Origin of the sequence: Pseudoalteromonas sp. OOF1S-7, assembly GCF_022347765.1 — a bacterium.
GTDB lineage: Bacteria > Pseudomonadota > Gammaproteobacteria > Enterobacterales > Alteromonadaceae > Pseudoalteromonas.
The window spans coordinates 542,246-567,492 of the sequence record NZ_JAKRFZ010000002.1 but is presented as its reverse complement, the minus strand read 5'-3'; the positions used below and the strand labels follow the sequence as shown (position 1 = coordinate 567,492).

The window sequence follows — 25,247 nt, the reverse complement described above, 5'->3', positions numbered from 1 at the left end:
GATAAGAGCTTTATTGTAATCACGCCAGTTAGTGATACGCTTTTCTTTCAAAGTTCAGTCTCGGTGTTTGCTTTTTAGATCTGATCACACAAGGCAAGATTAGTTCAATGATTTAGGAAACAACGCCCATTTGAGGAAGATTCAGTATATCAAATAGAAGATTCAAAGTTTCTTCCCGGAAATGTGAAGCCGGTAGAGTTTTTATGGATCCCACCGACAGGGGGCAAGCTTGTTTTAGTTGAAGCCAAATCTTCGTTTTCCAATCCATCAAACGCTAAAGATTTCAATAAAAACTTACAAGAAATCTATACGAAACTGGTCGACAGCTTAACTGTATTGATAGCAACTAAATTAGGCCGACACCCAAATATAGGGCAAGAACTACCCGCTCAATTTCAGCAAATTTCCTGGAGCGATGTGACGATACACTTGCGATTAGTCATTCCAGGTTTCGAAAAAAGTTGGCTTCCCCCGATTACTGATGCTTTGAGAGTTCGACTGAAACATTTTCTTGCTGCTTTTGGAGTATCGGACATGCACTTTCAGGTTCTGAATAAAGAACTGGCTTTGAAACAAAGGTTATTAAAAGAATAAATCTGCTAACTCGCTTTTTGGCGAAATCGAGTCAACGTAGATTGGCAATCTTCAAACCGGGCGGCTGATTAAGAGCGCATGGAATAAATAATAAGGATAAAGGGTTAATGATCACAGAAGACCAACTAGAACAACAATGTCTCGACTGGTTTCAAGCGTTAGGGTATCAATACCAAAACGGCTATGATTTGGCACCGGATGGTCCGGTTCATCCAGCCACGGGCGCCCCGGAACGTGAAAACTATCAGCAGGTCTTGCTTGTGGCGCGGTTAGTGGCGGCGCTGGAAACCTTAAACCCCATTGTACCGCATGACACCTTAATCGAAGTGGCGAAAACGGTCGCCACAGCGCAAACGCCAGTTTTGATTAAAAACAACAAAGCGTTTCACCAATACCTCATTGAGGGGGTGCCCGTTGAATACTCGGTACTGGAGCACGATCAGCGGGTGACTAAACATACGCATGTCCGGTTAATTGATTTTGATAACCCCGAGCATAACGAATTTTTAGTGGTCAATCAGTTTACTATCTCGGGCACCAAAGGCAATCGTCGCCCTGATGTGGTGGTGTTTATCAATGGCTTGCCGCTGGCGGTAATTGAACTCAAAAACCCAGCCGATGATCACGCCGATATTTGGCATGCCTACAATCAAATTCAGACTTACAAAGAAGAGATTGCTGACCTTTTTGTGTTCAACGAGGCGCTGGTTATTTCTGATGGCTGGACGGCACGAGTAGGCTCGCTGACCGCGAACAAAGAGCGCTTTTTGCCCTGGAAGACCATAGAGAGTGAAGACGATAAACCACTACTGGAATTTCAGCTGGAAACCCTGGTGCGGGGCTTTTTTAAGCCAGAGCTGTTGCTTGATTATATTCGTTACTTTGTGCTGTTCGAAAACGAGGGCGGTCAGGGCGATTCGGCCACAGGCACCATCATCAAAAAAATTGCGGGTTATCATCAATTCCATGCCGTGCGTGCTGCGGTAAAAGCGACGGTTATTGCGGCCACAGCCGCTGACCAAATCACCGAGCCACGGGCAAATTATGCCAATACCGTGGTGCCCGGAAGCAAAAAAGCGGGCGTGGTGTGGCACACCCAGGGCAGTGGAAAAAGCATTTCGATGGTCTGCTACGCCAGTAAATTGCTGCAACAAGCACAGATGAATAACCCAACCTTAGTGGTGGTGACAGACCGCAATGACCTCGACGGCCAGCTATTTAACACCTTTACGATGGCGCAGGAAACCCTCAAGCAAATCCCGCAACAGGCAGAAGACCGCGACTCATTGCGCGATTTACTACTCAATCGGCAGTCCGGTGGCATCATCTTTACGACGGTACAAAAATTTGCGCTGCTCGATGAAGAAATGGCACATCCGGTGCTCTCGGAGCGCTCGAATATCGTGGTGGTGTCTGACGAGGCGCACCGCAGCCAGTACGGCAATAAAGCGCGCCTTGTTGATGTGAAAGACGACAATGGCAATGTGGTAGCTCAGCGTTATGTGTATGGCTACTCCAAGTACATGCGTGACGCGCTGCCGAATGCCGCTTTTATTGGCTTTACGGGCACGCCGATTGCGCAAGATGACAAAGACACCCGGGGTGTGTTTGGAGAGTATGTGTCTGTTTACGATATTCAGGATGCGGTGGATGATGGCGCTACCGTGCCCATTTACTACGAATCTCGCTTGGCCAAACTCGATATTAATCAGGATAAAATTGAAGCGCTTAACAGTCAGGTTGAAGAAGAAATAGGCGAAGACGAAGAAACGCAAAGTCGTGAGAAAATAAAATCACAGTGGTCAGCACTTGAAAAACTGGTTGGTGCGCAACCACGCATTGAGCAAGTTGCCCAGGATTTGGTCGCGCATTTTACCACCCGCTGTGAAACTTTTCCGGGCAAGGCGATGGTCGTTGCCATGAGCCGCGAGATTTGTGTGGATTTATACGATGCCATTGTGGCCATCAAACCCCAGTGGCATAACGATGATCCAAACAAAGGCGTAATCAAAATTGTGATGACAGGCAGCGCTGCCGACAAAGCCAAAATGCAGCCTCACATTCATGATAAAAAAACCAAGAAGCTATTCGAAAAACGCTATAAAGACACCAGTGATGAGCTGCAACTGGTGATTGTCCGTGATATGTGGCTAACCGGTTTTGATGCGCCTTGCTGCCATACCATGTATATCGACAAGCCAATGAAAGGCCATAACCTGATGCAGGCGATAGCGCGTGTGAACCGGGTGTTTAAGGATAAACCCGGCGGCTTGGTGGTTGACTATATTGGGATTGCCAATGAGCTTAAAAATGCGCTTAAGACCTATACCCACAGCCAGGGTAAAGGCAAGCCAACCGTGGATACCGCCGAAGCTTTTGCTGTCTTTATGGAAAAAGTCGATATCATCCGTGGTATGTTTGCCACCCCAGTGGATGGGGCCGTCTTTCATTATCGTCCGGACTTTGAAACCAAACCGCTGCAACTGCTTCCGGGCGCTGTAAACCATATTTCAGGGCTCTGTAATCGCAACGGCAAAGGCGAGGAAGTCCGTGATGGTAAACGCCGATTCCTGGATGTGATGGCGGCATTGATGAAAGCGTTTTCTTTGTGTAATACCTTGGATGAGGTGGGCGGATATAAGAGTGAAATTGCTTTTTATGGTGCGATAAAAACAGCCTTCTTAAAGCACTCTACCGTAGACAAAAAACGTAATGACGAGCTACGCAATTCTGCTCTGAGGCAGATCCTCAATAACGCCATTGTGGCTGATGGCGTTGATGACATCTTTAAAACGGTCGGGTTAGATAAGCCGAACATAGGGTTACTATCAGAAGAATTCCTTGAAGATGTAAAGCATATGAAGGAGAAAAACCTGGCCGTTGAACTGCTTGAAAAATTGTTGCGGGATGAGATAAAAGCACGGATGAAAAACGATGTGGTGCAGGAGAAAAAGTATTCTGACCGTATCATGTCGACACTGCAAAAGTACCATAACCGCAATATCGAAACCGCTCAGGTCATTGAAGAGCTGATCCAGTGGGCCAAAGAAATGCAGGCGGACAGCGAGATGATGGATAAGCTGAACTTGTCAACCGATGAAATTGCATTTTACCGGGCACTGGTAACCAATGAAGCGTCTGTAAGAACGCTGGGCGACGATAACCTGCGTCAACTGGCCATTGAACTGACGCAACAACTACGTAAATCAGCAACGGTTGATTGGCAAAAACGCGAAAGTGTTCGCGCAAGAATGCGCAACCTGGTGCGTCGTTTACTGCGACGCTGGAAATATCCGCCAAATATGGCCGAAGAGGCGATAAAACTCGTGCTTGAACAAGCCGAGGTGCTGGCTGATGGCTGGTATAACTGATTGCCAGAAAGCCCATTAACAGTGTGACCTTATAACACATCGGGTTTTTATCTGCTTTTATCGCGTATCAAGTGACATCTGTGGCGCACTGCATAACTATGTGGCTCTTATTAAAACGACAACAATAGGAGGCTGTTTATGCCTTTTGGACTGAAACGTACTTTGCAATGCTCCTTGCTGGCGTTTGCAACATTACCCGTACTGGCGCAGGCGAATGCCGGGTTACAGGCTGAGGATATTTTTGAGCTGGAGTATGCAAGCGACCCACAAATATCGCCCAATGGTGAGCAAGTGGTGTACGTGCGTAACAGCAACGATGTAATGAAAGACGCCAAAAGACAAAACCTGTGGCTGGTGGATGCCAAAACCGGCGCACAGTCTCCGTTGTTCTCAGACGAAAACCGTTACTACCAGCCACGCTGGTCGCCCGATGGCAGTAAAGTTGCCTTTCTGAGCGATGTGTCTGGTAGCACTCAGGTGCATGTGCATTATATCGCGCAAAACCGCACGGCTTTGCTGACTCAGTTACAGTCTGGGATCAGTGATTTAACCTGGTCGCCAGATGGTAAATGGCTGGCTTTCAGCCAGAAAGTAGAAGAAAAGCCGGCGGTGATTGCCAAAATGCCTGCCAAGCCTAAAGGGGCGCAGTGGTCAGAGTCGGCGATTGTGATCGATAAAGCCTACTATCAGGCGGATGGGCGCGGTCTGGTTAAGCCAGGGTTTAGGCAGATCTTTGTGTTGCCAAGTGAAGGCGGCACGCCTCGTCAGCTGACTTCAGGTAACTATCACCACAGCGGTAAACTGGCCTGGCGCAGCGACTCCAAGGGGATTGTATTCTCGGCTAACCGCATTGCTGACTGGGAATATAAACGCTTAGAGGGCGATCTGTTTGAGGTTGATTTTGCAGGTAAGATCACACAGTTGACCAATGCACCGGGTCGTGAGCACTCTCCGAGCTTTTCGGAAAATGGCAAGCAGCTGGCGTTTTTGAGCTCATCAGGCGAGCTGAACCCGTACCGCAATCACAAACTGAACATTATGAACTGGCAAAGCAAGCAATCTCGCATGATTGCGAAAGACTTTGACCGTTCAATCCAAAGCCCAAGCTGGATAGGCAGCGCTAAGCTGGCCGTCGCCTATGACGACCACGGTATGCGCAAGCTGGCTACCATTACCACTAAAGGCAAAATTAAAGATCTGACCGATACGCTGTCGGGCACCACGCTGGGGCGCCCCTATCTGAGCGGTCAGTTCAGCGCTAACTTTGATGGTGAAATCGCCTTTACCAAAGGCTCAGGCTCGCGTCCTGCGGATGTGGCCGTGACAACCAGTAAGGGCAAGGTCAAGCCGCTGACCGCGCTGAATGAAGACTTACTGGGGCACAAAACACTGGGTAAAGTGCATGAGATCACTTATAAATCGTCGTTTGATGGTGAACCCATCCAGGGCTGGTATATCACGCCGCCGGATTTTGATCCGAGTAAAAAGTACCCGCTGTTGATGGAGATCCACGGTGGTCCACACCTGGCTTATGGCCCACACTTCTCGGCCGAGCTACAGCGCTATGCCGCTCAGGGTTACGTGGTGTTTTACGATAATCACCGGGGCAGTAGCTCATATGGTGAGCGCTTTGCGATGTTGCTCAAATACAAGTACAGCTCAAAAGAAGACTTTGCCGACCACAACTCGGGCGTAGACGCCATGATTGCCAAAGGCTTTATCGACCAGAATAACCTGTTTATCGCCGGTGGCTCAGCGGGTGGAATTGCCACGGCGTATGCCATTGGCCTGACTGATCGCTTTAACGCCGCTGTCGTGGTTAAGCCGGTGATCAACTGGTTAAGTAAAGTACTGACGGCCGACAGTGGCCTGGTGCAGATCCCCACTCAGTTCCCGGGGATGCCGTGGGAGCACGTTGACCATTACTGGGAGCGCTCGCCGCTGTCTCTGGTAGGTAATGTCACTACACCGACTATGCTGATGACGGGCGAAGAAGACTTGCGTACCCCAATGGCTGAAACAGAGCAGTTTTATCAGGCACTGAAACATCGTAAAATTGACTCCGTGCTGGTGAAAATTCCAGGCGCACCACATGGTATCGCCGGGCGTCCTTCGCGGATGATCAGTAAAATAGAACACACGCTCGCGTGGTTCGAAAAATATAAAAAATAATAGAAAAGCCGCGCAATGCGGCTTTTTTTAACGATGTAGTTCAGGAGTTTTAATGAAGTTTTTAAAAGGATTTGGTCTGGTAGCTGCCTGCTGGCTGAGTACAGCAGCAGCCGATGTTCAACCTGCCAGTGTTTACGATAAAGCCCGTGACAGGGCCATTCCGGTTGAGATCACTTACCCGGAATCTCACACACAATGCAGTGAAAAAGCCCCTTGTCCGGTGGCGTTTCTCGGTGCGGGTTACGGTATGTCGCATACCGATTACACCTTTTTGGCCAAGGTGCTGAATAAACACGGGTATCTGGTGGTTGCAATCGGACATGAGTTGCCGGGCGATCCGCCGCTGTCTGTCTCTGGTAATTTGTTTGAAACGCGCAGCGAAAACTGGCTGCGCGGAGCAAAAACACTGGCGTTTTTACACGATGAATTGCAAAGCACTATAACCGGGTACGATTTTAATCATTTAACTTTGGTTGGCCACTCCAATGGCGGTGATATTGCTGCCTGGCTGGGCAATCAAGGCGAGCCCTATGTAAAACAGATCATTACCTTAGACCACCGCCGTGTACCGCTGCCAAAAACCAAAGCGATCAAAGTGTTGTCGATACGCGCCAGCGATTTTCCGGCAGACCCGGGTGTGTTACCCAGTGAGGCGGAGCAAGCTGAGTTTGGCAGCTGTGTGGTGACCATTCCCAAAGCGCGCCATGATGATATCGCCGACTTTGGTCCTGGCTGGTTGAAGGATAAGATCACGCTGCTTGTTCACCTGCACCTGGCTGGAGACTCGTGTCCTCAATTGCAAAAAGCGTGACGGGCTGATAGAAAGTGCAGCTGGATTTTGATATCGAAAATTAAACCATTGCACTTTTGCTAGTACATGGCAGAGGATATATTCACCCTTGCTCAATTTCCTCTAAAAATCGACTAAGTATTGCTTTACTCTCGACCAGTCGTGCCGATTGTTCTTCAACCGCTTTTATTTCACGGTGCAACAGGGTTCGAAGTTCGTCGCAGGGCTCAAAAATGGGCCTGTCACCACGAATACAGGGCAGGAACTGTAAAATGGTATTGAGTGTCATCCCTGCAGCGCTTAATAGCTGGATGCGTGTCAGTGTTTGTATATCCTTTGGGTTGTAATCACGATAGCCTGACTGGGTGCGCCCGGGATGAAGCAAGCCCTGCTCTTCGTAGTAGCGCAGCATGCGTATGCTGATCCCCGATTGTTTCGATATTTCCCCAATTTTCATTATGTTCTCTTGACTCTCACAGTGCTGTCAGGGTTTATAGTACTGGCTTCCATCAATGCATTCAAACTGGGAGTTAATTGTATGAATGAACACACTTTTACACCGCAAACTGTACTTAATGGCCGGATAATTCAAGAGTCACAGATGAGTCGCCTGGCCTTTGCCGGCTTTGCACATTTTACCGCCATGCAGGTACGAGATGGTATGGTAAAAGGCATGGACTTGCATCTGGACAGGTTACGCAATGCGTCGGTGGCGTTGTTTGGACAAGCGCGGCCTGACGCTGACATTCTGGATTCAGTTCGCGCTGCGATGGCTGTATCGGACAAAGACGCTTCTTTGACCGTGACTGTGCACTCGACCCATGGAGAGTTTACCCCTGCCAGTATGAATGGCCAACCAGAGATTTTGGTGCGTACAGGCGCGCCTGCAAATGGACCTACCGGGCCGCTGAAACTGCTGGCCACGGAATATAGTCGGCCGTTGCCTGAGATTAAGCATGTCGGTGAGATCAGTAAAACTTACTATCTCCACAGGGCGGTAGAGCAGGGCTATGAAGATGCAGTGTTCACAGATAAGAAAGGTTATCTGAGCGAAGGGACCATCTGGAATCTGGCCTTTTGGGACGGTGAAGCGGTAATTTGGCCACAGGCTCCAAAACTGCAAGGTACCATGATGAGTATGGTACAACGGCAACTACGGCTGCTTAACATCGCGCAGCGAACCGAGCCTGTGACATTGGCGAGCTTGCCATCGCTGCGCGGGGCTGTGGTGATGAACTCCTGGACACCGGGTGTGGCGGTGGCAGAAATTTCGGGGCATAAGCTGAGAGAGTCTGAGCCTTTGCGCACGCTACTTCATCAGGCATATCAGGTGGAACCTGCTCGGGCAATCTAGTGCGCTGAGCCCCGTTGCGACGGCATTTCGGGGCTCAATGATGCACTGCGAAATGTGTTTATTCGTCATTCAGTTCATTCAGCTGCTGTTCGACGCGTTCAAGCAAAGGTCCAAACCTTTTCCTGGCGGCGCGTCTATTCCAAAAGTAGATCCCCACCATACCAAGCAGTACGAGCAAGTAATACAATTGCATGTGTGGCTTGAGTTGAATAACACCTTCATCATCCATATTGGCGCCCAGCGTGATCAACATGACACTGATAAAAATCGGTGCTATGTACCACCACACAATGTTCTCCAGTAGTTGCTTTTGCTGAGCAAGTCTTTGCTGCTCCTGGTGTAAATACGCACGGATACTGTCTTCTTTGCAAGGGAGCAGGCGTCGGGCTTTTAGCAATTTGTACGGAATATACAGGCTCGTTAGCGTCGCCAGAATACAGCCTGAAGACTGGACCCAGTTAGCACTGATAGTCAGGCCGTACAGCCAGACCGGGATAAGCAGCAATGAAATGGAGATTTCCATAAAATCACGCATTTTAATATCGCGCTGATACTTTTTTGTTTTGGCTTTCAGTTCGTCAACTTGCAACGCCAGCTGTGCTTCCGCGCTGCTGTCTGCAATTTGCTGCTCAAAGTTGTGCTTTAGATCATCCAGTTTCATGGCTCATCTCCTACAAAGTTTTGTTCAAACTCACGTTTAATGCGTTTTATTCGCGAGCGCACTGCGTTATCGCTTATCCCCAGGACTTCTGCAATATCCTCAGATTTGAGCCCGTCCAGGTACATGATGAGGACACCCACATCAATATCACCCAGTTGATCCATAAACTGCGTCAGAATATCGGCCTGGCAGCCTGTGTGCTCAGCTTCTGATTGCAGCTCAACGTGTCTCGATATCGAATGCCGGAGGTCGTTGTGCTTGATTCTGTTTTTGACAAATGAATTGGCAGTGTTGAGCGCCACTTTATACACCCAGGTGCCGATTGATGCGTGCCCTGAAAAGCTTTCATAGCTGCGCCACAATTGCAGTAGGATCTCCTGATACATATCATCGCGCTCACCCGGGCCACCATAGCGTGAAGCAATGTACCGTATTCGCCCGTCGTTCTCAGCGAGCATGTGTTCGAATGAAGGTTGGGTGTTCACTTTGTCCCTGCTTTTTGTTGTTGATGTTATTAGGTTAGTTGTGTTCAGGACCTGAATGTGTCACAACCTGTCAAAAAAAGTGCGGTGAATTTAAGGGTGGGGTGGTATGCCATAACTTCAGATATGGGTTATGGCATGTCCCCCGGTTGACCAGCCGGGGATGATTGTATCGAGCGTGCTAGAGTTTCCCTTCAGCCAGGCCAATGATAAAACCATAGCTCAGCGCAATATCATTGATGCGCTTAAAGCGGCCCGATGCGCCACCATGTCCGGCTTCCATATCGGTTTTTAGCAGCAAAGTGTTGTCGTCCGTCTTATACTCGCGTAGCTTGGCCACCCATTTGGCTGGCTCAAAGTACTGTACCTGAGAGTCATGCAGGCCCGTGGTGACCAGCATGTTGGGGTAGTTCTGCGCGCTCACCTGATCGTACGGAGAATAAGAACGCATATAGTCGAAGTAGACCTTGTCATTTGGGTTGCCCCACTCATCGTATTCATTGGTGGTCAGTGGCAGTGAATCGTCCAGCATGGTATTGATCACATCCACAAAAGGGACCGCAGAGTGCACACCGTGATACAGTTCAGGCGCCTGATTGATCACCGCGCCCATCAACAGGCCACCGGCGCTGCCGCCACGGGCATAGAGACGTTCAGAGTCGCCATAACCTGACTTAACCAGAGCCTTGGTGACATCAATAAAGTCATTAAAGGTATTCTTTTTATTAAGCTTTTTACCGTCCTCATACCAAGGTCTGCCCAGTGCCTGCGAGCCACGAATATGCGCAATGGCATACACAAAGCCACGGTCCAGCAAGCTCAGGGTGCTGACTCGGAAATAAGGGTCACGGGTTGAGCCGTACGAACCATAGCCATATTGCAATAGCGGGTTCGTGCCGTCCTTTTTGAACATCGACTTTTTATAGACCAGCGTCACAGGCACCTTGACCCCGTCTCTGGCTTCAATAAACAAGCGCTCGGAAGCGTAGTCATCGGCATTGAAGTCGCCCAGAACCTTAGTTTGTTTACGCTGCGTTTTTTCCAGTGTGTTCAGGTCAATGTCATAAATGGTTTTAGGCGTGGTCATGCTCTGATAGCTAACCCGAACAAACTGGCTGCCTAATTCGTGATTGCCTGTTAGTGAGGCCATATAGGCGGGATCGTTAAAGGTCAGTGTCTGGTGCTTTTGGGTTTTCAGACTCAACACATTCAGTGTACCTATGCCTTCAACGCGAGACTGATACACCAGGTGATCATTAAACAGCTCCACGCCTTCCAGCTTGGCATCCGGGTTATGTGCAATGATGGTTTTCCACTTACCTTTGTCCGTTACGTCATTTTTGTGGGCTTTCATGAGCTTAAAATTGACGGCATTGTCGTTGGTGTAAATAAAATAGAAGTCGCCCTGCTTAAGCAGGCTGTATTCATGGCCTTTGGTACGTGGCAGCAGACGTTGTGGTTTAGCCTTAGGATTATTGGCATCGAGGATAGAGAGCCCTTTGGCTTCTGTCGCATGGTGGACGATATGGACTTCGCTGCCGTCTTTGCTTTTGGCCAGATAAGTGTAGTACGTATTGTCTTTTTCTTCGTAAACCAGTTCATCCTGCGACTGGTCCTGACCTAATACGTGACGATAGACCTGGAAACCGAGCAAAGTAACCGGGTCTTTTTTAATGTAGTAAATACTGCGGTTGTCATTGCCCCACTCGATGCTATCCGCAGCGCCTTCGAGCTTATCTGTGTATATCTCACCGGTTGCCAGGTTTTTAACGCTGACCGTATAGATACGGCGGCTGAGCGTATCTTCAGCAAACGCGATGAGTTTACCATCCGGGCTTACGCTCAGTGCACCCAGGCCGTAATACGATTGACCTTCAGCGCGTTCATTAGCGTTAAAAATCTCCGCGGCTTCGCTGCCATCGGCGTGTTTGCTTCGATAGTAAGTACGGTACTCCTGATCGCCCTTGACTTCACTGAAATAGTAATAGTCACCGCGTTTGTGCGGCACGCTGCGATCGTCTTTGGCGATTTTATTTTTTATTTCTTCGAACAGAGTACTGCGTAGCGTGTCAATAGGTGCCAGTTTTGCATCGGCGTAGTGGTTTTCCTGCTCCAGGTGAGACAATACCTGAGCTGAGCTGCGCGTGTCATCACGCAGCCAGTGATAATTATCGACCAGCTTATAGCCATGGATCTGGGTTACATGAGGTATTTTTTGAGCGACAGGTGGCTGGACCTGTTGCTGGTTAGCCTGGGTGTCTGTGCTGTGCGTTGTTTGGGTTTGTACATTCTGTGTTGATGTCATCTGACTGCACGCGCTTGCCAGCAAAACCGCACCGGCAATGGTGCTTAGTTTAATTGTTCTCATGTTTGTCCTTTTTGACACTCGGGGTGTATACCGGTTGGTCAGTAATGTGAGCAGGTGCCCAAAATGTAAATAACTTGATTGTTGTCGGATTGTAATCACATCCGAAACAAAAGTACAAAAGGGCTGAGATAAGCGGGGTAGTTTCGCGGATAGTTGAAAAGGGACGAAGGGGCCAGCTCTGTTATGAGCTGGCATGCCCTGCTGTTAGCAGTTTTCGTTTTCTGCATTAAGGTTTTCTTTGGCTTTTTCACACAAATCTTCGGCCTTGTTTTGAACGTCTGTGATGGCTTCGTCTACGCGCTCGCCAGCGTCTTCTGCCGGGCCGTCAGAACAACCAGCCAGACCTAAAATGGTGATAAAAAAAGTGGTCTGAAGTGCAGTAATAATGTGGTTCATAATGAGCTCCTTAATAAAATTCAAACTGGGTTATTTGTGACTGCTATGCGTTTGGTTTTTTAATCACAGGCAGCACAAACGACAGCAAAACCAGAGCAATAAACACAAAGAATAGTATCTGTGCAATGCCTGCAGCGGTGCCGGCGATGCCCCCAAAGCCTAAGATGGCACTGATCAGTGCAAGGACTAAAAATCCAAGTGACCAACGTAACATGTGAACCTCCTGTTGGTGTTTAATCAAGCAGGGCCCTGGCCCTGCGTCATCAATAAAGCGGTGATCATCACTACTATGCGGTCAGCTTCTGCAATGTTTTCATTTCATTGTGGCAGGCCTGCATGCGAACCTGGATTTGCCTTAGATCCTGAACACACTGAGGCGGTAGTGCCTGCTCCAACGCATCGGCTACTTTTTCCAGCACCTTGTCTTCGACTTCTTCAAGCTGCGCGATGTAGGTGTGTGTTTTGTCGGTACTCAAAACACCCAGCACTTTAGTGTAATGTTCACGCAGCGTAACCAAGGTGTCTGAGTCAGTTTCGCGCTCGCCTTCATCAATCAGCACATAGGTTTGCAGCTTCGAGATAGCTTGTACCTTTTCAGTGATCATCGTGTTGAAAATGGCACTGATATGCTCATCGTCCACTTTCTCCTTGGCGTCTTTGTAAAATTCCACCCCACCATTGAGCACCTTCACTAATTCCTTCAAAGGCGCCATTTCGTAGTTTGAATGTGACATAGTGTAACTCCTTACTAGATTGCTTTAGTTCGATACTTGGACTGATGCATGGCCCGTACCAGATTTAAATGTGTTTAACATCAGATGTTTAAGTGTTTTCAGTTGAACGGGCGATGCAAGCTTTACCGTGTGTCTGTAACTTTTACGCTTAACTGTTCTGTACTTCTTTCTCACTTTGCTGCTTGTGTGCTCGCTGGCGCATATTGATTTGCATGTCTTCCAGATTGGCACCGCCCTTGGCATTAAAATCCAGCGTACGGATAGGAAAGGGGATAAGAATGTCGTTTTCTTCCAGGGTTTTATGGATTGCAATAATGGCTTTATGGCGCATCTGCATAAAGCCAATCTCCCCCGGATAGTCAATCCAGAACCACACCAGTAAATTGATAGAGCTGTCGCCAAACCCGCAGGCATAGACATCGGTTTCGTGTTGCTTTACAACGCCATCCAGCGCATTTATTGCTTCCACAATCACAGACTCGGCCTGCTCAATATCATCGGCATAAGAGATCCCAACTTCTATTTCAATACGTCGGGTGGCCAGGCGTGAGTAATTGATCAATTCATTTTTAAACAGGATCTTGTTGGGCACGATGGCCAGCTGACCATAAAAGTTCTCAATTAAGGTATTACGTAGATTGATACGTCGGACTGTGCCGAAGGTGTCGCCGGCCTCTACAACATCACCAACCCGAAAAGGTTTGCGAATACCCATCACGACCCCGGCTATCATGTTTTCGGTCATATCCTGAAAGGCAAAACCAATGGCCAAACCTATGATGCCGGCACCGGCAAGTAAAGAAGCCACCGCTTTTGACAGCCCCATGATGTCCAGCGCAAAGAAAAATCCTATTGCAACCAGGACCATGCGGCAGATCCCCGCAATCAATCCGGCAATCTGATTGGACTCAAATAAGCGTTTCAGTAAAGTCAGCAGCCAACGAGCGAGGAATTTAGAGAGGAACACAAACACAATAAAAATGAGTGTTGCTATGACCAGGTTTGGCAAATTCTTAATCGTAAGTTCGGCCCAGTGGACGAGCTTTTCATTGATCAGCGACCAGAACTCTTGTGGGGTAAATGTAAATGACATAACGCCTCCTTATTTGTATCTGGTGATAGCAGCAGGGAGCGTGCCATTGAACGATGTGTTTAATTTCAATAGGTTAGTAAAAAGCTCGACGACTTGTGTAGAAATTGCCAGTAAATAGTTCCACATCGGTATGTAAAAGATACAGGCGAAAGGCAGAGGGATTTGCTTAACTTTTTGATTTTAAATGGCTAATTCAGCTGGCATGTAAGCTGCAAATGTGAAAGTGAACTCATCCACAAGGAGAATGATTATGAAACGCACAATTTTAACACTGGCTTTTGCGACGGCTTTTTCAACTACTGCGGTTAATGCTGCTGACAATCAGTGGGAAAAAGAGGCCAGCGACGCCTGGATAGACGGTAAAGCCGAAGCCACTTTACTGTTCAATGGCAACCTGAATTCGTTTGACATCAATACAGATGTAAAAAACGGCGTGGTGATCCTCACAGGTAAAGTTGACCACAGTGTTGATAAAAAACTCGCCACTGAGCTGGTGATTGGTATTGACGGTGTAAAAGAAGTAGACAACCGCCTGACTGTGGTACCAGAGAAAAAAGATAAAGACGACAAAGGCGATGTTGAATCTGACTTTGTCGATGCCAAAATCGCGACAGTGATTAAAACACGTCTGCTGTTCGATACTGACATCAGCGGTACCGACATCGACGTTGATGTCGACAATCAAACGGTCACGCTCACCGGTGAAGTAGAGTCAGACGCCGAGAAGCAGTTGGTGGTGAATATTGCAGCCAATGCAGACGATGTAAAACGCGTTAACAACAAGCTGACTGTGGTTGATGAACGCTCTTAAAGCAACACAGATTACTCCCTTGACTTACAGGCACGCACAGCGTGCCTTTTTTATACGCTTTGCACAATGGCGGCCAGATCGGGGAGTGAAACGGGTTTTAGCAGCACCTGGCTGACCGGGTAAGAGAGCAGGGCGTCAGGGTCGGGTTCACTGCCGCTAACCACCACCAGTTTGGCCTGGCTCTGGCGCTTATTAACAGCCGCAACCAGTGCCAGCCCGGAGCCATCGGGTAAGTTCAGGTCCAGCATCACAACATCAAATTCAAGGTGTTTGTTCAGCTCATTCAGGCCCTCAGCACAGCTGCCCGCAGCGATGACCTCACACTCTAATGATTCCAGTAAGAGCTTCATTAAGTTGCGCGCATCCGGGTCATCTTCAACCAGTAAAATCCGCTTGTTTTTGGCGTGTGAATCGCCCGGCTGTGTGGTGAGCGTGTCTTGTGCAGGTTGCGCGGATAAATATTCCTGCAAGCAGGATTCAAGCTGAGTAACATTTATGGGCTTAGTCAGTGTGTCATTAAAGCCGATGGCTTTGAGGGTTGCCAGGTTACCTTTTTGGGCTGCGGCTGTCAGTGAGATAATCGGTGTACTAATGCCCTGTGCGCGCAGTTTGACAATGGCGTCTTTGCCGTTTAATACCGGCATGTGTAAGTCCATAAACACCAGGTCAAAATCCGCATCAGCCTGCGTGAGTAAATCACACGCAACTTTGCCATTTTCAGCAGAGCTGACCTGGGCACCGGTGGCTGTAATGAGCTGCCCCAGTAGCTGGCGAATTTCGGGTAAATCTTCGACTACAAGCACCTTGCCGGATAAATTCGTTATTTTTGCTGAAGGCCGATTAACGGTCGTACCCAGCAGGTTTAACTGACCAAGTCGCCCAGAGCACTGGCCTGCCTTGATGGTAAAGGTAAAGGTACTGCCGCTGCCCACGGTTGATTCAACCTGCAAACTCCCTCCAAGCAGTCGGATCAGGGCTGAACTGATTGCCAGTCCAAGGCCGGCGCCTTCCTCACTGCGCGTTGTGCTGTCCTGCACCTGCTCAAAGGGTTTAAAAATATGGGTCAGCTTATCTTGTGGAATACCTATACCAGTATCTTTAACGGTGAAACAGAGCTTACTCTCTGCGGCTGGTTGCACCCGAATTGACACCTGACCACTCGGCGTGAACTTTATGGCGTTGTATACAAGATTAATCAAAACCTGCTTCAGCCGTTTTTCGTCAGATTCTAAGTAGGCGGGCAAAGAATCGTCGGTGTGAATGGCGAACTGAATACCTTTCTTGTCAGCAGCTATAGAAAACAGGTTATGCAGATCGGCAAGTAACGAGGCCAGGCAGATCTCGTCGAGTTCAACCTGCAGGCTGTTGGCATTGATTTTCGACAAATCCAGCACGTCATTGAGCAGGTTTAGCAAATGCTGACTGTTATTGTGAATAATCGACAGTTCGGGTTTGATATTGTCCAGCTCACGGCGGGTCAGTAACAGGTCGGTATAACCCATGATAGAGGTCAGGGGGGTACGTAGCTCGTGACTCAGGTGCGCCAGAAAGCGGTCTTTGGCGCGACTGGTGGCTTGTGCCCGCAGCCGCTCCAGGCGCTCACTTTCAAGCTCTCGACGGGATAAGGCGTAGCGGATGGCACGGATAAATCGCGGGCTGCTGATCTCAGATTTAAGCAGGAAGTCTTCCGCGCCCAGTGCCAGGGCATCGGCGTCCAGTACCTCATCAGCCTGGCCTGTGAGCATCATAAACGAGGTATTGATGGGCAGCGCTTTGGCGGCTTCAAGAATGGTCAGACCGGTATGTCCGCCAAGCTGATGATCGAGCAGGCAGAGATCGAACTGATCAGATTCCAGTGCCTGAAGCACTTCATCGAGTTCACTGAGCCAGGTCACTTCAAACTGGTAGTTGGGCACTTGTTGTAAGTAATCCAGTGCCAGTACATAGTCGTCTTCATCATCTTCTACCAGCAGTAGCTTAACCACCTGCGCATGTTGCATCTGGGCCTCCTAAGGTAACTCGACGATTTCGATCCAGTATTTACCCAACTGACGCATCAGCTCGACCAGGCCATCAAAGTTCACGGGCTTGGAGATGTAAGAAGCGGCACCGAGGTCGTAGCCTCTCAGTTTATCTTCTTCTTCCTTTGAGGTGGTGAGGATCACCACGGGGATTGAACGCAGTGTCGGATCAGCCTTTATTTTTTGCAGTGCCTCACGACCATCCATACGCGGCATGTTCAAGTCCAGCAGGATTATACTGGGCCTGGGGTGTTTGGTTTTATCTTCGAACGGTGGTTGATTGTTAAGGTATGCCAGCAGCTCAACACCATCTTGCACAAAGTTCAGATTATTCAGTACCCGACTTTCCTGCAGGGCGTCCTGGGTAAGCAAACGATCGTCTTCATCGTCGTCTGCCATCAAAATGTTAATGCGTCTGGTCGGTAAACTGCTCATCGGCGGTATCCTTTAAGGTGAGAGTGGAAGCAAGGTCGGGTAACAGGATCCGAAAAGTGGTGCCCTGGCCTTCAATACTGTGCGCGCTGATCTGCCCGCCATGGCGCTCGACAATGCGTCGGCATACGGCCAGGCCAATCCCTGTGCCTGCATAGGTTTTGCGGTTGTGCAGGCGCTGAAATGGGGTAAATATTTTCTCGCTGTATTCGGTGGCAAAGCCAATACCATTGTCGGTCACATCAATTTCCAGCCAGTCGCATTCCATGTCTTCGAGCAACTTGTTGGGGGCGGTGGTTTGGCTCATGGTAATGGTGATCTGTGGCGGGATGCCCTCGCGACGGAATTTCATGGCGTTGGATAACAAATTCAAAAACAGTTGATGGAGCTGGCTTGGATCGCCTTCAATGGTCGCCAAGGGGGCGACCTGAATGCTGGCCTGGGCGTCACTGATAGCGAGTTCAAGGTCATCCAGTACAGTGTCAATCAGTGGGTTCAGTGCCACGTCTTCGAATTCCTTGCCTTTGGTGGTCACCCGGGAAAGCGCGAGCAGATCGGTAATTAACACCGACATGCGGGTTGCGGCGTTATCCATTCTCGACAGGTAGTCTTTACCTCTGTCGTCAAGTAGCGTCTCGTAATTGGCTTTGATGCGATCGGAGAAGGCGCGAATTTTTCGCAGTGGCTCCTGCAGGTCATGCGAGGCAATAAAGGCAAAGTCTTCGAGCTCCCGGTTGCTGCGGGTTAGTTCATCTGCATATAGTTCCAGTGCCTGGGTGCGCTCTTTGACTTTGTCTTCAAGTTGCTCGTTGTAACGTTCAAGCTGCTCTTTAGAGCTGCGAATATTATGCAGGTGCTTAATTAAAAACAATAAAAACAGCGCACTAACCGAGATGCTCAGAACCGTAAACCAGATCAGGTTGCCTTGTGCACTCTCGCGTGCCTGTGTCAGCCGTGCCATCAGCAGGTTTCGGATCTCGGTTTCTTCGGTCATGATGGTGGCATACAAGGTACGCAAATCTATTCCGGTACTTCGCACGTCGTCCAGCATCCTGTGTGGCTCAAGCTGCTCATTGTTACGGGCAAGCGCGACACTGGCCGACAATGACTCAAACTTTATCCGGGCGTACTGAATGTAACGTTCAAGTCGCTTTTGTTGTGGCGGACTTTCTGACTGAATAGTCTGCGCCTGACTCAGGCTGTGTTCAAACTTTTGCAGTGCAATCTTGTATGGGGCCAGATCGCTTTCGCGCTGAGAAATCAGATAGCCCCGTTGTCCTGATTCGGCATTAAGAATATCTATGTGCAGCTGATCAACCCTCAGCATAACCTCGCCTGTATTTTGCAAGCTCCGCTGGATCCGGGCGATTTCGTCGGTATTTCTTAACCCCAAAGTGGCAACTAACAGGATCCCGGCCAGGATCAACAGAGGGACCAGCCAGACCACATTTTGAATGCGGCGCGGTTGAGTGAATGCGTGCACATCGGCTCCTGCTAATCTAGTTCCATCAAGGTTTGTAGTAACTCACTACAGGCCTTGCTGGCTTTAATGATGTCGTCGGCTGAGTGCTGAATTTCTGTTTCTGAGCCCGGCTTTTGGCTCAGGATCTTAATCAGCTCCGCGTGCATGGAAATATGATTAAGTGGCTTTCTGGCATCATGGATCAGGGTCGCCAAATCGGTTTTGTCTGTCATGTTTCCCCTCGCTTCACTTTGTGTCTTCGGGTGATGATTGTTCGTAAGCGTTCAAACGGTTATACAATGTTTTAGTGCTGATCCCCAGCATTTTAGCCGCCAGGGTTTTATTGCCGTTCACTGAGCCCAGAGTCTGATATATCAGTTTTTTCTCGACTTCTTCGATGGTTTCTCCGACTTTAACCGGTGCGGATGGGGTTGTAATACTTGCGGTTCTGGCAACGGGAGCCGGGGTCTGGACTTGTTTGTCCGGCTCTTGTACGGCTGCAAATGGTGAACTGACAATCTCGTTTATCGTCAAGGTTGTTGTATCGGGATCGGCCATGATAAATGCCCGGTGGATACAATGTTTAAGCTCGCGTATGTTGCCCGGCCAGCTGTGTGCAGCCAGTACTGAGTGGGCCTGTTCGCTGAGCTGATAGTGTGTTTTATACTCCTCATTAAGCTGGTGGACAAAGAACTCACTGAGCAGCGGAATATCCTCTGGGCGTTCGCGAAGCGGTGGAATTTCAATGGGAAATACAGCCAGGCGAAAATAAATGTCTTCACGGAGTACATTTTTATGTGCGATTTCAGCCAGTGTACGATTGGTGGCAGAAACCACTCGACAGTTCACCTCTATGGGTTTTGCGCCTCCCACCCGAGTAACCGTTTTCGTTTCAAGTGCCCGTAGCAGATTGGGCTGCATTTCTATGGGCATTTCGGTAACTTCATCCAAAAATAACGTGCCGTCCTGTGCCAGTTCAAATACCCCTTGTTTTTGGCTGATTGCGCCGGTAAAAGCGCCTTTTTCATGGCCAAATAATTCGCTGCCGATCAGATCTTTGGCAATCGCACCACAGTTAATTGAGACTTGCTCGCCACGACATTGACTGGCGTTATGAATGGCCTGAGTAACCACTTCTTTACCGACGCCGCTTTCTCCCATCAGCATCACATTAGCATTGGTTTTGGCGACTCGTTCTATCATAGTGACCAGCTTTTTCATAGCAGGTGAATGGCCAATCAGACAACCAAAATGGCGCTCAAAGGGATCTGTCTTGCGATGCTTTGGTGCGGTTTTTCTGCTCAATACGCGCTTAACGTCATCGGCCTCAATTGGCTTAGTCAGATAGTTGATTTGTTCGTCGCACATGCTGGCTAATGCAGTTTTGACAGAAGGATGGCCGGTGATAAGCGTAATGTGTGCTGAGAGCTTTTGGTCACGTATGTGGTCTATCAGGTGCAAGCCACTGCCGTCGGGCAGCATAAAATCCAGAAAAAGGTGATCAAAGTGCATATCAGCAAGCCACTGTTTTGCTTCACTAATGCTACCTGCGGTGTACACGTCACAACCGATAAACTCGATGATCCGTGCGGCGATTGTCGTAAATTCCTGGTCATCATCAACCAGTAGAACTGTCTTCATTCGGATTCCTTGCTATCTTAGATGCGCGGCTCTGGGTGCCATTATCCATAAAGAGTCTGGGTTCACCTCAATATTCAGGCTTTCGGCACTTTTCACTTCGCCATCAATACTATACTGTATTGATTCGGAGTCTGTGTGTAAAGTCACTCGCTGGCAGCGGGAGTGTGATGTGGCGCTTTCTTGTGCCGTTAAGCCCGAGATGCCATGTGCGATAAGCTGCGCCACACTCAAAGCTCGAGATGCAGACTCAGGCTCGTGACGGAGCAATGTCAGGTCCAGCAAACCATCCTGATAATCCGGCTCTCCTCCACCTTGTGCCAGCACTGTGGTAACGGGGGCGGCGTTGGCCACCACCAGGCTGGCAATATCCAGGCTCTGCTGCGGTTGGTTATCGACACTTAATGTCACGCGTTGCTTTTGACCATCAGAGACCGCATTAATAAAGCCGCTGATGTAAGCCAGCTGGCCACTGCGGTTTTTTTCGCTACGATTAGCATGCTCAATCATTTGTGCTTCAAAGCCAAAGGCAGCGACCAGCAGACCAGTTTCGCCGTTGCAGCGCATGGTATCTATCCGGATGTGATGCTCGCTCAACAAGGTATCACAGGCGCTGTTGATGGGATCAACCTTACTGCGCACGCCCAGTAGTACGTGCGCCAGCGCATTGGCAGTGCCCAGCGGAATAAACCCCAGTTTACATTCACGATTGACCAGTGCATGGGCAACGGCAGTCAGAGTGCCGTCACCGCCACAGGCAACCAGGCGCGCGGTGTTTTGGCTCAGTTTGTTAGCCAGTGCCGCAACGTCGGTGTCTTTTTCAGTAAAGTGCAGCTGGGGAGTATATTGGCTGCACAGCAAGCCAATCACCTGATTATCGTATTGATGCCACTTTCCTGAGCCCGAAACAGGGTTAATGATCATCGGCAGGCGTGGGCTTGGGGTCTCGTGCATATACCGTATGAGCGCACTGAGACGGCGGTGCTGGTAATGGTTTAAACGCGCCGTCTGACGTTTGTAATTGATAAACTGCATGGCATCATCCACACACAGAGATGGGTCTTTTGCCATCAGGTACGCCGCAACCACAAACACCGAGCGGCCGCGCCCTAGCGCACAGTGGACCACCACCTTTTTGTTGAGCTGATGCATGACACTGAGCCAGCTCAGCGCATGCCTAAGCTGGACTTCGCTGGGGGTCTGGTGATCTAAGATGGGAATGTTCAGATAATACAGGCCTTGCTCTTCGGCAGACCAATTCAGCCCGTCAAACTCGGCGGTCACATCTAAAATGGCCTCAACCCGCATGGATTGCAGCATGGGGATGTCGCTGGGAAATAACCGACAGGCCAGAAACAGGTTGTCTTTCACTTCCTGAATGGGTGGAACGCAGTCCTGATATCGTTGCCAGGCGTTGTAAAGCTGAGCGCCCATAAAATAAGGCATGAGTAATACCTTAATATACAATGGCACTTGTCCTGTGGTGCGCTTACGGAATAGCCCCGGCCTGTCCAGCGCGTAGGCCACATAGACACAAGCAACAGAAGCGCTGAGCCAGATAGCGGGCAAGAAAAACACGCTGTTCAGGCTAAGCATGGTCAGTACCAGGGTAAACAGTAATAGAGCAAGATAGTAGTGCGCAGTGCTCATGAATACTCCTTAATTGAGAGACTTACCGACACTATTCAATTTTCATTCCGCCCTGAGGGCCGCGAAAACTGTGTGGGCTCCTGTCAGCGTAGGTGAGTTTTACAGGGTGTGTAAAATTTACTGACCCATATCGGCACATGAGTACTTGTCGGTCTGGGCCTTAAAGAATTTACAAGAAAGGTGAGATGTAAATGAGTTGGACGAACGGCCTCACAGAAAAAGCACTTTGCCGGGTGATTCGTCACAAGCATGGGTACCAAGCGGTACCCACATCCCGGCAACCAGGTTCATGTTCTGGCCAGTTTTTTCAGCGCTGAGCTGGCTTTTTTCTTTAGCTGCTTGCTTAGCGTTTCAGTAATTACTTCGTCCAGTAGCTGTCTTGCCATTGCGGTTTTGCTTCTATCTATGGCTAGCTCAGCCAGCCTGAATTTGACCTGGCTTTTGTCGGGTAAATCGTAGTGATAGGCCGCCTCTTCCAGATACTGATGCAGCGCTGCTTCGCCTTCATCCTGGTATTTTCCAAGTTGCTGACTTAGTGTTCCGATGAGCACCAGTGCGTGGTATCTGGCTTTTTCCTGCTGTGTGGTGGTGGTTTTCATGGCGGCGGCTTTGCGGAACTGGAGTAAGGCTTTTTCGGGCTGTTCGAGCTCTCGATATACCTGGCCCAGAGTATAAAAGAACCGGGGATCAGCAGCAAAGCTCTGCTGCCCGATAGCAATTAAGCGTTTGAACTCATTCTGTTCATCTGACTTTCCATACAGGTGTAAGTGAGTCAGGAAGGCTTCAAAGGGAGCGATTTTTTCTAACTCTCTGATATGTGTCAGTGCAGCTTGCTCATCGCCGCCAAACATGGCTGGGGCGTTGATGTAGAACTTTATCAGCGCACTGCGATACTCAGTATTGTCTGGCGCTAACTCTACAGCCCTGATAAATGACGCTTTGAGCTTTTTGATGTAACCAGAGACTCGAAAAATACTCGCCTGCTCAGCGATTTTGGCGACCACTTCAACATGGGCAAAATAGAGTTCAGGGTTGTCTGGATACTGCGTAAGGGCATTTTCTATGTGTTGTAGTGCGGCTTCATCCTGATCACTTTTCAGCGCAATGCGGGCCAGAAGTAAAGGTTTTTGATAGTCAGCGCTTTGTTGCTGCACTAAAAGCGTGTGGGCCAGGCGTAGATTACCTTTGTCGAATTCTGCCCGGCCCTGTTCAATACTGGCTGAGGCTAAAGGGCAAATAAAAAGTAATGTAAGGGGTAACAAGAGTGTGTTTTTCATGGGTACGTTTCCTTCTAAATAGCTAAAATACAATGTGATAATTCAATTCCTCAGTGCGTTGGTGCGCTGAACACCCCGGTCCTAGGGCTAACTTATCGGGCTTCGTCGGGGGAAGGTGTCAGGTGTCCGCCATCGGATAGCCGTCCACGCAATGGTGAGAAGCAAGGCGAGTTGAATAGAGGCCAGGAAAAGATAGAAAGGATCCGTCTCCACACCGCCCAGTATAAACAGAAACGTTAACGGGACAGCTACCAGGTTACAGAAGCGGTTTGGCCGGTAGCCGAGAAATTGAGATAAGAAAATCATCACAATGGGCACTTCGATCAGTAAGGCGGAAATCAGTAGCAGCGGTTGAGATAGCTTGACCGAGCCGGAATATCCGCTCATCAGTGTGTCAATAACGCCGGGCGTAATAAAGGCCGAGACAAAGGCCAGAATATCGGCGTAAATCATATTGAGCATGACCAGCAGCCAAAGTGTCGCAAGTTTGCGGCGAATGCGGTCATCCTGTGATGTGTCAGCGGTTGAAATTAGGTTTGTCATACGCGTTTCCTTAAGTCATATTGGATGTCCATGTAAAGGTGTTTACCCTGATGTATCCGGGTTGCACTCAGACTAGCCGCACTGAATGAAGGTGTCGTCCTGGCGTAAAGGCTCGGACAGTTTTTGTGACAAAGAAAAATTAAACGTAAATAAAACAAACAACTAAAAATGGCTTTATATCAAGTGTCAGGGGAGAGAAGTGGCTGAACCTATTGTGATGGTACTCACGGCAATGTTAATCGGGCAAGTGGTATTGAGTGTTCCGGTGTTGCTGATCAATAGAGCGACACGCCTCTATCGACTGCCGCTGGTGTTGTTTCTCAGTGCCTGTGGCATACTCGCGTTGAATGCAATAGTTCCTGTTATGTTCCCTCGCTGGTACCAGGTTTATACTGTCATTGGGTTTCCCATGCTGTTTGTACTGTGCCCTGCCTTGCGCTTGTACATTGAGGGACTCACCACGCAAAAAGTGTGGCTTTTCTGCACACTGAAGCTGAAGCATTTCGCTTTGCTATGGCCCGCCATCGTTACTTCCTGCGCGATCGCCTTGTTGCCGCCACAACAGCACCGGGCACTGTTTGTGACAGATGACATGCCCGGCGGGCTTAACGTTGTGATACTGGCCGGTGCTATGCTGGCGCTGGTGTGCCTGTGGTTGCTGGAGTGTGGGTTAACCCTGCTGGTGGTAGCAAAGCGCCTGTTGGCTTTCAGAACGGCATTAAAAGCACGTTACTCCAATCTTGGCGACCCCAGAATATTTGCTGCTAAAAGGCTTGTTTTTTTGACTATGTGTTTCTGGGTGCTGGCATTGAGTTCTGCTTTTTTGTCCAGTCTGTTCGGGCATGTCATGCTGACGCCGGGGGCCGAAATGTTCACGGCACTGATACTGATCTGGAGTGTCACGTTTTTTGCTATGCAGCAAACCACACCACTATTAGCGTCTGAACCGGATTGTGCGGCGAACAAGCAGGGTGAGCCAGATATATCGTTAAGGGAAGAGGCCGTCAGTAAATATGATAAATCAGCATTGGACGAGGCCCAGTCTGCCCGGATAGTTAAAAAAATTACCCTTGCTATGCAAGAGAAGCAACTCTATCTGGATGCTGATCTGACACTGCAAAAACTCTCGCAAGTAAGCGGTGTCTCTCCTAACTACCTTTCTCAGGTGTTAAACGAAACACTGCAAATGAACTTCTTTGACTTTGTTAATCACTGGCGCATTGAAGCCTCGAAATCGCGCTTACTGGCCAGTAAAGATTCGGTGCTGCATATCGCGCTTGAGGTTGGGTTTAACGCCCGCTCTTCATTTTACAAGGCATTCAAAAAGGAAACGGGCCTGACTCCGGGGGAGTTCAGGCGTGAGAACGTCTCGGCAAGCGAATAATGGGTTTGCCTGTT

At 49.1% G+C, this 25,247-nt stretch carries 23 protein-coding genes; 7 read left to right on the top strand and 16 right to left on the bottom strand.

The genetic code is table 11. The features are described from left to right. The first annotated feature begins 183 nt into the window (after nt 1-183). The 4 genes from MHN33_RS05100 to MHN33_RS05085 all read left to right on the top strand — a co-directional run bounded on the left by MHN33_RS05100 (nt 184) and on the right by MHN33_RS05085 (nt 6,948). Nucleotides 184-594, top strand: a complete 411-nt coding sequence (locus MHN33_RS05100) for a hypothetical protein (protein ID WP_239396645.1) — start codon at nt 184-186, stop codon at nt 592-594. 107 nt (nt 595-701) lie between these two features. Continuing rightward, on the top strand, nt 702-3,965 hold the full coding sequence (locus MHN33_RS05095; RefSeq protein ID WP_239396643.1) for a type I restriction endonuclease subunit R: 3,264 nt from the start codon (nt 702-704) through the stop codon (nt 3,963-3,965). 138 nt (nt 3,966-4,103) lie between these two features. Then, entirely contained in the window at nt 4,104-6,137 is a 2,034-nt protein-coding gene (locus tag MHN33_RS05090) for a S9 family peptidase (RefSeq protein WP_239396641.1), read from the top strand. A gap of 52 nt (nt 6,138-6,189) precedes the next feature. After that, on the top strand, nt 6,190-6,948 hold the full coding sequence (locus MHN33_RS05085) for an alpha/beta hydrolase (RefSeq protein ID WP_239396639.1): 759 nt from the start codon (nt 6,190-6,192) through the stop codon (nt 6,946-6,948). Between the two features lie 82 nt (nt 6,949-7,030). On the opposite strand, the gene MHN33_RS05080 is transcribed toward MHN33_RS05085, so the two are convergent. After that, on the bottom strand, nt 7,031-7,384 hold the full coding sequence (locus MHN33_RS05080) for a MerR family transcriptional regulator (RefSeq protein ID WP_239396637.1): 354 nt from the start codon (nt 7,382-7,384) through the stop codon (nt 7,031-7,033). Nucleotides 7,385-7,465: 81 nt separating this feature from the next. On the opposite strand from MHN33_RS05080, the gene MHN33_RS05075 reads away from it, so the two are divergent. Further along, on the top strand, nt 7,466-8,281 hold the full coding sequence (locus MHN33_RS05075; protein ID WP_239396635.1) for an aminotransferase class IV family protein: 816 nt from the start codon (nt 7,466-7,468) through the stop codon (nt 8,279-8,281). A 58-nt stretch (nt 8,282-8,339) separates the two neighbouring features. Here MHN33_RS05075 and MHN33_RS05070 read toward each other — a convergent pair whose 3' ends face one another. The 7 genes from MHN33_RS05070 to MHN33_RS05040 all read right to left on the bottom strand — a co-directional run bounded on the left by MHN33_RS05070 (nt 8,340) and on the right by MHN33_RS05040 (nt 14,015). Next, the gene (locus tag MHN33_RS05070) at nt 8,340-8,942 is read right to left on the bottom strand and encodes a hypothetical protein (protein WP_239396633.1); all 603 of its coding nucleotides are present in this window, start codon (nt 8,940-8,942) and stop codon (nt 8,340-8,342) included. After that, nucleotides 8,939-9,427 carry a sigma-70 family RNA polymerase sigma factor gene (locus MHN33_RS05065; protein ID WP_239396631.1) on the bottom strand — a complete coding sequence of 163 codons (489 nt, stop codon included), beginning with the start codon at nt 9,425-9,427 and terminating at the stop codon, nt 8,939-8,941. Before MHN33_RS05065 ends, MHN33_RS05070 begins: the two co-directional genes overlap by 4 nt. Nucleotides 9,428-9,605: 178 nt before the next feature. Then, on the bottom strand, nt 9,606-11,792 hold the full coding sequence (locus tag MHN33_RS05060; RefSeq protein WP_239396629.1) for a S9 family peptidase: 2,187 nt from the start codon (nt 11,790-11,792) through the stop codon (nt 9,606-9,608). Nucleotides 11,793-11,996: 204 nt separating this feature from the next. After that, a complete protein-coding gene (locus MHN33_RS05055; protein ID WP_239396627.1) occupies nt 11,997-12,188 on the bottom strand; it encodes a hypothetical protein in 192 nt (63 codons plus the stop codon). A gap of 43 nt (nt 12,189-12,231) precedes the next feature. Then, a complete protein-coding gene (locus tag MHN33_RS05050; RefSeq protein ID WP_239396625.1) occupies nt 12,232-12,402 on the bottom strand; it encodes a DUF1328 domain-containing protein in 171 nt (56 codons plus the stop codon). Between the two features lie 73 nt (nt 12,403-12,475). Then, on the bottom strand, nt 12,476-12,922 hold the full coding sequence (locus MHN33_RS05045) for a PA2169 family four-helix-bundle protein (RefSeq protein WP_239396623.1): 447 nt from the start codon (nt 12,920-12,922) through the stop codon (nt 12,476-12,478). 148 nt (nt 12,923-13,070) lie between these two features. Next, nucleotides 13,071-14,015 (bottom strand): mechanosensitive ion channel family protein, encoded by a 945-nt coding sequence (locus tag MHN33_RS05040; protein ID WP_239396621.1) that lies wholly within the window; start codon nt 14,013-14,015, stop codon nt 13,071-13,073. Nucleotides 14,016-14,265: 250 nt separating this feature from the next. Here MHN33_RS05040 and MHN33_RS05035 point away from each other — a divergent pair, with 250 nt between their 5' ends. Further along, nucleotides 14,266-14,826 carry a BON domain-containing protein gene (locus MHN33_RS05035; RefSeq protein WP_125720402.1) on the top strand — a complete coding sequence of 187 codons (561 nt, stop codon included), beginning with the start codon at nt 14,266-14,268 and terminating at the stop codon, nt 14,824-14,826. Between the two features lie 50 nt (nt 14,827-14,876). On the opposite strand, the gene MHN33_RS05030 is transcribed toward MHN33_RS05035, so the two are convergent. The 8 genes from MHN33_RS05030 to MHN33_RS04995 all read right to left on the bottom strand — a co-directional run bounded on the left by MHN33_RS05030 (nt 14,877) and on the right by MHN33_RS04995 (nt 23,849). Beyond that, a complete protein-coding gene (locus MHN33_RS05030; protein WP_239396619.1) occupies nt 14,877-16,826 on the bottom strand; it encodes a response regulator in 1,950 nt (649 codons plus the stop codon). Between the two features lie 9 nt (nt 16,827-16,835). Continuing rightward, a complete protein-coding gene (locus MHN33_RS05025) occupies nt 16,836-17,282 on the bottom strand; it encodes a response regulator (protein WP_239396608.1) in 447 nt (148 codons plus the stop codon). After that, on the bottom strand, nt 17,254-18,762 hold the full coding sequence (locus MHN33_RS05020) for a sensor histidine kinase (protein WP_239396606.1): 1,509 nt from the start codon (nt 18,760-18,762) through the stop codon (nt 17,254-17,256). Before MHN33_RS05020 ends, MHN33_RS05025 begins: the two co-directional genes overlap by 29 nt. A gap of 11 nt (nt 18,763-18,773) precedes the next feature. Then, the gene (locus tag MHN33_RS05015; RefSeq protein WP_239396596.1) at nt 18,774-18,974 is read right to left on the bottom strand and encodes a histidine kinase; all 201 of its coding nucleotides are present in this window, start codon (nt 18,972-18,974) and stop codon (nt 18,774-18,776) included. Between the two features lie 13 nt (nt 18,975-18,987). Further along, on the bottom strand, nt 18,988-20,382 hold the full coding sequence (locus tag MHN33_RS05010; protein ID WP_239396594.1) for a sigma-54 dependent transcriptional regulator: 1,395 nt from the start codon (nt 20,380-20,382) through the stop codon (nt 18,988-18,990). Nucleotides 20,383-20,394: 12 nt separating this feature from the next. Further along, the gene (locus MHN33_RS05005; protein WP_239396592.1) at nt 20,395-22,029 is read right to left on the bottom strand and encodes a diacylglycerol kinase family protein; all 1,635 of its coding nucleotides are present in this window, start codon (nt 22,027-22,029) and stop codon (nt 20,395-20,397) included. Nucleotides 22,030-22,316: 287 nt separating this feature from the next. After that, nucleotides 22,317-23,306 (bottom strand): hypothetical protein, encoded by a 990-nt coding sequence (locus MHN33_RS05000; protein WP_239396582.1) that lies wholly within the window; start codon nt 23,304-23,306, stop codon nt 22,317-22,319. Between the two features lie 87 nt (nt 23,307-23,393). Next, on the bottom strand, nt 23,394-23,849 hold the full coding sequence (locus MHN33_RS04995) for a DUF6326 family protein (protein ID WP_239396580.1): 456 nt from the start codon (nt 23,847-23,849) through the stop codon (nt 23,394-23,396). Nucleotides 23,850-24,048: 199 nt separating this feature from the next. Here MHN33_RS04995 and MHN33_RS24015 point away from each other — a divergent pair, with 199 nt between their 5' ends. After that, nucleotides 24,049-25,233: an AraC family transcriptional regulator gene (locus tag MHN33_RS24015; protein ID WP_239396578.1), complete on the top strand. Its 1,185-nt coding sequence runs from the start codon at nt 24,049-24,051 to the stop codon at nt 25,231-25,233. Nucleotides 25,234-25,247 lie beyond the last annotated feature (14 nt).

Bases quoted from the DNA above. Each gene is read 5' to 3' on its own strand.
- MHN33_RS05010 (WP_239396594.1), bottom strand. From the start codon at position 20,382: ATGAAGACAGTTCTACTGGTTGATGATGACCAGGAATTTACGACAATC.
- MHN33_RS05030 (WP_239396619.1), bottom strand. From the start codon at position 16,826: ATGCAACATGCGCAGGTGGTTAAGCTACTGCTGGTAGAAGATGATGAA.
- MHN33_RS05080 (WP_239396637.1), bottom strand. From the start codon at position 7,384: ATGAAAATTGGGGAAATATCGAAACAATCGGGGATCAGCATACGCATG.
- MHN33_RS05060 (WP_239396629.1), bottom strand. From the start codon at position 11,792: ATGAGAACAATTAAACTAAGCACCATTGCCGGTGCGGTTTTGCTGGCA.
- MHN33_RS04995 (WP_239396580.1), bottom strand. From the start codon at position 23,849: ATGACAAACCTAATTTCAACCGCTGACACATCACAGGATGACCGCATT.
- MHN33_RS05025 (WP_239396608.1), bottom strand. From the start codon at position 17,282: ATGAGCAGTTTACCGACCAGACGCATTAACATTTTGATGGCAGACGAC.
- MHN33_RS05070 (WP_239396633.1), bottom strand. From the start codon at position 8,942: ATGAAACTGGATGATCTAAAGCACAACTTTGAGCAGCAAATTGCAGAC.
- MHN33_RS05035 (WP_125720402.1), top strand. From the start codon at position 14,266: ATGAAACGCACAATTTTAACACTGGCTTTTGCGACGGCTTTTTCAACT.
- MHN33_RS05000 (WP_239396582.1), bottom strand. From the start codon at position 23,306: ATGAAAAACACACTCTTGTTACCCCTTACATTACTTTTTATTTGCCCT.
- MHN33_RS05085 (WP_239396639.1), top strand. From the start codon at position 6,190: ATGAAGTTTTTAAAAGGATTTGGTCTGGTAGCTGCCTGCTGGCTGAGT.
- MHN33_RS05005 (WP_239396592.1), bottom strand. From the start codon at position 22,029: ATGAGCACTGCGCACTACTATCTTGCTCTATTACTGTTTACCCTGGTA.
- MHN33_RS05040 (WP_239396621.1), bottom strand. From the start codon at position 14,015: ATGTCATTTACATTTACCCCACAAGAGTTCTGGTCGCTGATCAATGAA.
- MHN33_RS05055 (WP_239396627.1), bottom strand. From the start codon at position 12,188: ATGAACCACATTATTACTGCACTTCAGACCACTTTTTTTATCACCATT.
- MHN33_RS05015 (WP_239396596.1), bottom strand. From the start codon at position 18,974: ATGACAGACAAAACCGATTTGGCGACCCTGATCCATGATGCCAGAAAG.
- MHN33_RS05045 (WP_239396623.1), bottom strand. From the start codon at position 12,922: ATGTCACATTCAAACTACGAAATGGCGCCTTTGAAGGAATTAGTGAAG.
- MHN33_RS05095 (WP_239396643.1), top strand. From the start codon at position 702: ATGATCACAGAAGACCAACTAGAACAACAATGTCTCGACTGGTTTCAA.
- MHN33_RS05075 (WP_239396635.1), top strand. From the start codon at position 7,466: ATGAATGAACACACTTTTACACCGCAAACTGTACTTAATGGCCGGATA.
- MHN33_RS05090 (WP_239396641.1), top strand. From the start codon at position 4,104: ATGCCTTTTGGACTGAAACGTACTTTGCAATGCTCCTTGCTGGCGTTT.
- MHN33_RS05050 (WP_239396625.1), bottom strand. From the start codon at position 12,402: ATGTTACGTTGGTCACTTGGATTTTTAGTCCTTGCACTGATCAGTGCC.